The sequence below is a fragment of the uncultured Jatrophihabitans sp. genome, assembly GCF_964252635.1.
Classification (GTDB): domain Bacteria; phylum Actinomycetota; class Actinomycetes; order Mycobacteriales; family Jatrophihabitantaceae; genus Jatrophihabitans.
The window spans coordinates 1-5,496 of record NZ_CAXUNP010000062.1 but is presented as its reverse complement, the minus strand read 5'-3'; the positions used below and the strand labels follow the sequence as shown (position 1 = coordinate 5,496).

Here is a 5,496-nt window from a genome sequence, read left to right as displayed (position 1 = left end):
GGGCTCAGGAACAGGGGGCCTCCGGACGGCGTTGCCCGGTCATGAAGCGCATCGGGTTCCTCTCCTTCGGTCACTGGACGCCGTCGCCGCACTCGCAGACCCGTTCGGCGTCCGACGTCCTGCTGCAGTCCATCGACCTCGCCGTGGCCGCCGAGGAGCTCGGTGCCGACGGCGCCTACTTCCGCGTGCACCACTTCGCCCGCCAGCTGTCCTCGCCGTTCCCGCTGCTCGCCGCCGTAGGCGCACGTACCAGCCACATCGAGATCGGCACCGGCGTCATCGACATGCGGTACGAGAACCCGCTCTACATGGCCGAGGACGCCGGCTCGGCCGACCTCATCTCGGGCGGTCGCCTGCAGCTGGGCATCAGCCGTGGATCGCCGGAGCAGGTCATCGACGGGTTCCGGTACTTCGGCTACCACCCGGAGGACGGCAGCGACGCCGCCGAGATGGCCCGCGAGCACACCCGGGTGTTCCTCGACGTCCTGTCCGGCGAGGGTTTCGCCGAGCCCAACCCGCGGCCGATGTTCGCCAACCCGCCCGGGTTGCTGCGTCTCGAGCCGCATTCCGAGGGGCTGCGCGAGCGCATCTGGTGGGGTGCCGGCACCCGTGCGACTGCCGAGTGGACCGCACAGCAGGGCATGAACCTGATGAGCTCGACGCTGCTCAGCGAGGACACCGGCGTGCCGTTCCACGAGCTGCAGGCCGAGCAGATCGACCTGTTCCGCAAGGCGTGGACCGAGGCCGGGCACCTGTGGACGCCCCGGACGTCGGTGAGCCGGTCGATCTTCCCGATCGTCGACGACACCGACCGTGCCTACTTCTGGCGCGAGCAGGGCTCGCAGGACCAGGTGGGTCATCTCGACAGCGGGGTGGCACGTTTCGGCAAGACCTACGCCGGCGAGCCCGACCGGCTGATCGAGCAGCTGGCCGGTGACGAGGCGATCGCCGCCGCGGACACGCTGCTGCTGACGGTGCCGAACCAGCTCGGCGTCGACTACTGCGCCCACGTGATCGAGTCGGTGCTGACCCACGTGGCGCCCGCGCTCGGCTGGCGCTGACACTCGGCTGGCGCTGACACCGGCACGGAGAGTGCGGGCGGGCAACGACGCCCGCACCGTCGAAGGTCAGGCGATCAGGGCGACGTGGACCCCGTGGTCGATGCGGCGCTCGTCGTCGACGGCGGGGCGGGCGTGCTGGACGACGGCGCGGACGCGGTCGGCGTCGAGCTCGGAACCGTGGGGTGGTCCACGGACCTCTGCTTCAGTGTCGGCGTCACGTCGTAGGTGAAGGTCGGGCCGGTGGTCGCGGTGCCGTAGATGGTGCTCGGCTGCACCTTCACCGTGCCGGTGCCCGCCGGCACCCGGAACGTCATCCGGCGCGAGCTGGTGGCGTGCGCGACGACCCAGGTGTGGCCGAGCAGCACCCGGAACGCGCTCGGCCCCTCGAAGTGCACGCCGCGGACGGTGACGAGCGTTCCCGCCTTGCCCGACGCGGGCGTCAGGGTGAGCGCGGAGGGCAGGGCAACGTAACGGAACCACGGGCCGGACGCGCTCGACGTCCCGGCAGGGGTGGTGACCCGCAGGTGCACGGTGCCGACCGCGTGCCGGGGCGAGGTCACGTGCAGCGAGGTGTCGGTCACCCGGCTCGGACGGACCCACGTCGAACCGAACCAGACCCGGTACGCACCGGCCAGGTTGCGACCGCGCAACACGAACGCGTGGCCGCCGACCAGCCGGCTGTGCCGGCCCGTCGTCGACGTCACGACCGGCGCGTCGGCCGGGAAGACGCCACCGGGCAGCAGCCGCTTCGCCGTGCCGGTGAGCATCGAACCGATGGCCTTGCCGTAGGTGGTGGCCGGTCCGCGGGCCAGGATGGCCACGGCGTAGCGGTTGCCGTTGACGAAGCCGGTGGTGTTCTCGTCGGCCTCGGCGCTCCAGTTGTCGCCGTCGCTGCCCCAGCCCTGCTTGATGGCCGCGTGCGAGTTGGCCGACTTGAGCCCGAACCACTGGTAGAAGCCGTCCGACCCGTACTTCGACGCGTGCGCCATCGCGTTGATCAGCCACGCACCGAAGGTGCGCGTCGCCTTCAACTTGCCGTACAGCGCGACCATGCCGTCCGGCGTGATGTGGGTGTTGCCCCACCACCCCGGGCGGTTCGGCGGCGAGCCGAGGTTGGACACGTGGTAGCGGCTCTTGACCCAGTTGATCAGGTGGTCGCCACCCACGCTCGGGTACAGCGAGCTCGCGGTGCTGTCGTCGGAGTGCGTGATCATATAATAGACCCGCTTGGCCGTCGTGCCGTGCAGCCGGCCCTGCGCGAAGACCCGGGCGGCGATCATCACCTTGACGACGGACTCGCTGGCGAACGTCCCGGAGTGGTAGCCGGCGTGGTAGGTCTTGCCGGTCTTGGTGTCGAGCACCGCGATGCCCACGTGGTAGCCGCGGGCCCGCCCGTAGGCGTAGGCGGACGACAGGACCTGCGCGCGGCTGGCCGCCGACGCCGACTGCGGGGCGGCGACCAGGACGACCGCGGCCGTCGTGGTGACGAGCGCGGTGGTGACGAGCGCGGCCAGGGGTGAGCGCAGGGAGAACCGGGGTGTGGGCACGGCGACCTTCTGGGGCGGGGGAGGTGAGACGGCGTCCGACGCCGAATGTGGCTCCTTGATACGGGGCGCACCGCCCCCCGTCAAGATCGCGGATCCCATGGGTTCCGCGAGTTTCGGCCCGGGACTCTGGCCCAGCGGCGCGGCACGTGTCACGATCTCGGCCAGCCGATTCCGGCCGCCCGATCTCGACCAGCCAGGGAGATCGCCCATGATCAGCGTGCTCGTCGCCGCTGCGGCAGTGTTGCTCGTCGTGTCCGGCGTGGCGAAGATCCGTCACCCGGAGCCCGCGTCCGCGCTCGTCCGGCGCCTGCTGCACCGGCCGCGCGAGCGGTACCGGTCCGTCCTGCTGGTGCGTGGCATCGGCGTCGGCGAGCTCGCGGTCGGCACGGCCGCGCTCGCCGCCGGGTCACGGACCGCCCTCGCGTTGCTGGCCGCCGCCTACGTCGGGTTCGCCGTGGTGGCCGTCCTGGCGCTGCGCGACGGGGCCGCGCGTACACCGTGCGGGTGCTTCGGCAGCGCCGACAGCCCCCTCGGGCCGGCCCATCTCGTCCTCGACGCCGTCGCCGCCGTCGCCGGCGTCGCAGGCGCGGTCCGTCCGTCCGGTCCTGCTCTGGGCCTGCTCGACGGGGCCGGCCTGACCGCCGCGGTGGCCTGCGTCCAGGTGCTGTTGCTCGCGTCGCTCGGCTACCTCGCCGTCACCTCTCTGCCCGCCCTGCTCGCCGCCCGGCGGGCGCTGCTCCCGTCCACCACACCCCTCCAGGAGCCGAGATGACCGTTGTTGTTCTCGTCGAGACCCTGCTGCTGGCGGTCCTCACCGTTCTGGTCGCCGGCCTGCTGCGCGCCTACGGCACCGTGCTCCAGCGCCTGCACCAGCTCGACGGTGGCGGCTCACCCGACGGCGCCCGCCAGTTCGACCTGCTGCCACTGGCCCGACCGATGCCGCCCATCGGCGCCGCCGGCCCGCCGGCCGGCAGCGCAGCGCCGGAGTTCGGCGAGGCGCACGACATCGCCGGCGAGACACTCGACGGCCAGCTCGTGAGCGCCCGGATCGCCGACGTCGAGCACGACACCGTGCTGCTCTTCCTGTCCAGCGGGTGCTCGTCGTGCGAGGTGTTCTGGGCCGAGCTCGCCCGGCCGGTCGCCCTGCCCGCGGGTGCCCGGCTGCTCGTCGTCCCGCAGAGCGCTCAGGACGAGAGCCGCGCCGACCTCGCGGCGCTCGCGCCGCCCGGCGTGGACGTCATCCTGTCCTCGGAGGCGTGGACCGATTACGAGGTCCCCGGTTCCCCGCACGTCGTGTACGTCGACGGGGGCACCGGGCGCATCCGGGGCGAGGGCACGGGCCAGTCGCTGAGCCAGGTCAGCGCCATGCTGACCCGCTCGCTCGGCACCGACGTCGGACGCCCGTCGGAGTCCACCGCAGACCTGCGCAAGAGCAGCCGCGACGCCGAGGACGAGGCGCGGGTCGACCGCGAGCTGCTCGCGGCCGGTATCGCCCCGGGCGACCCGCGGCTGTACGGGGACGACTGATGGGCCGCACGGTCAGCGGGGCGGACCGGGCGACGGTGGCCGCGCACGGCCTGCGCGTCACGCTGCCGCCGCGCTGGGAGGCCCGCCTCTACCTGCGCGACCGCGACGAGGCCGCGGCCACCGCGGTGCTGCCGCTGAATCTGCACCCGGACGCGTTCGGTCACCCGGACGAGTCGATGAACCCGGTCCTGCATCTCGCCAACTTCGCGCTGCCGCCCGGGCGCGGCGACTTCGGCACCGGCGCCGTCGAACGGATGGGCCCGGCCCACGTGTTCGTGTCGCTGGTCGAGTACGACGCCGAGGAGGCCGGCCGGCCGCTGTTCGCGGCGCGCGGGCTGCCGCGGCCCCGGGTACAGGACTTCGCCTCGAACGCCCTGCAGCGCAGGCTGCCGGGACAACTGGGCAACCAGCACTTCTTCACCGACCACGACCGGGCGTTCTGCCTCTACACCGTGCTCGGTTCGCGGCAGCACGCCGGCGCGCTCGTCACGCAGGTGCACGACGTTCTCGACCGCGTGGGAATCCACAAGCGGGAGGTGCAGCCGTGGGCACGTCCCTCGCTGAGCGTCTAGTCACGACCCTGTCCACGGTGGGCAACCGACGCCAGGCCACCCGCCGCGGGTTCCTCGCCGCGGCCACGCTCACCGGCACGGCGCTGGCCGTCGACCCGGTGGGCTACGTGACCCGGCCGCAGAGCGCGTACGCGTCCGTGTGCGGGCCAGGAGCGTCCTGCGGCGCCGGCTGGTCGGCGATGTGCTGCTCCATCTACAAGGGCCACAACTACTGCCCGCCCAACACCTACGCAGGTGGCTGGTGGAAGGCCGACCGCTCGTCGTTCTGCGGCGGCGCGGCGCGGTACTACATCGACTGCAACGCCAAGCCGGGGCACCACTTCCACTGTCACTGCAACAAGAGCAACTGCGACCACCGCTACGTCGCGTGCAACGTGTTCCGGTACGGCCAGTGCAACACCCAGGTCCACGGCGTCACCGCCGTCGTGTGCCGCAAGATCAGTTGCACGCCGCCGTGGAAGCTCAAGCACGGCAACTGCGGGCGGTCGAGCCGCACCGACAACAACACCGCGAAGCACAACGCACCCTGCCTCACCAGGGCCAACACCTTCCCGGTGCACAAATGATCGCCGTCGCGTTGCTCGTCGCCACGGCCGCAGCCCTCCGCGGGGTGTGGTCACCGTGCGGGCTGTCGATGCTGTCCGCGCTCAACCCGGTGTCCGAGCGCGCCCGCGGACACCGGTGGGGCGTCACCGCGTCCTGGTACGTCGGCGGTGCGGTGGCGGGCGGAGCGGTCCTCGGCGGCGGGTGCGCACTGCTCGCGTCCGGTGTCGCCGCCCTGCCGTTGGG

The 5,496-nt window shown here is 72.4% G+C and carries 7 protein-coding genes; 6 read left to right on the top strand and 1 reads right to left on the bottom strand.

The window, feature by feature from the left end; translation table 11 throughout:
* Positions 1-41: 41 nt before the first annotated feature.
* Positions 42-1,061, top strand: a complete 1,020-nt coding sequence (locus tag ACFFCA_RS18540; RefSeq protein ID WP_375487528.1) for an LLM class flavin-dependent oxidoreductase — start codon at positions 42-44, stop codon at positions 1,059-1,061.
* Positions 1,062-1,135: 74 nt separating this feature from the next.
* Here the strand turns inward: ACFFCA_RS18540 and ACFFCA_RS18535 are convergent, their stop codons facing one another.
* A complete protein-coding gene (locus ACFFCA_RS18535; RefSeq protein ID WP_375487526.1) occupies positions 1,136-2,608 on the bottom strand; it encodes an IPT/TIG domain-containing protein in 1,473 nt (490 codons plus the stop codon).
* A 208-nt stretch (positions 2,609-2,816) separates the two neighbouring features.
* Between ACFFCA_RS18535 and ACFFCA_RS18530 the strand changes: the two genes are divergently transcribed.
* From ACFFCA_RS18530 to ACFFCA_RS18510, 5 genes are all read left to right on the top strand, one after another.
* A complete protein-coding gene (locus ACFFCA_RS18530; protein ID WP_375487524.1) occupies positions 2,817-3,380 on the top strand; it encodes a MauE/DoxX family redox-associated membrane protein in 564 nt (187 codons plus the stop codon).
* Positions 3,377-4,135: a hypothetical protein gene (locus ACFFCA_RS18525; protein ID WP_375487522.1), complete on the top strand. Its 759-nt coding sequence runs from the start codon at positions 3,377-3,379 to the stop codon at positions 4,133-4,135. Before ACFFCA_RS18530 ends, ACFFCA_RS18525 begins: the two co-directional genes overlap by 4 nt.
* Complete coding sequence (locus tag ACFFCA_RS18520) at positions 4,135-4,707, top strand: hypothetical protein (RefSeq protein WP_375487520.1); 573 nt, start codon at positions 4,135-4,137, stop codon at positions 4,705-4,707. Before ACFFCA_RS18525 ends, ACFFCA_RS18520 begins: the two co-directional genes overlap by 1 nt.
* Positions 4,680-5,273 (top strand): twin-arginine translocation signal domain-containing protein, encoded by a 594-nt coding sequence (locus tag ACFFCA_RS18515; protein WP_375487518.1) that lies wholly within the window; start codon positions 4,680-4,682, stop codon positions 5,271-5,273. The genes ACFFCA_RS18520 and ACFFCA_RS18515 overlap by 28 nt, the downstream gene beginning before the upstream one ends.
* A partial coding sequence (locus ACFFCA_RS18510; protein ID WP_375487516.1) for a hypothetical protein occupies positions 5,270-5,496 on the top strand: 227 nt, incomplete at its 3' end. The genes ACFFCA_RS18515 and ACFFCA_RS18510, both read left to right, overlap by 4 nt.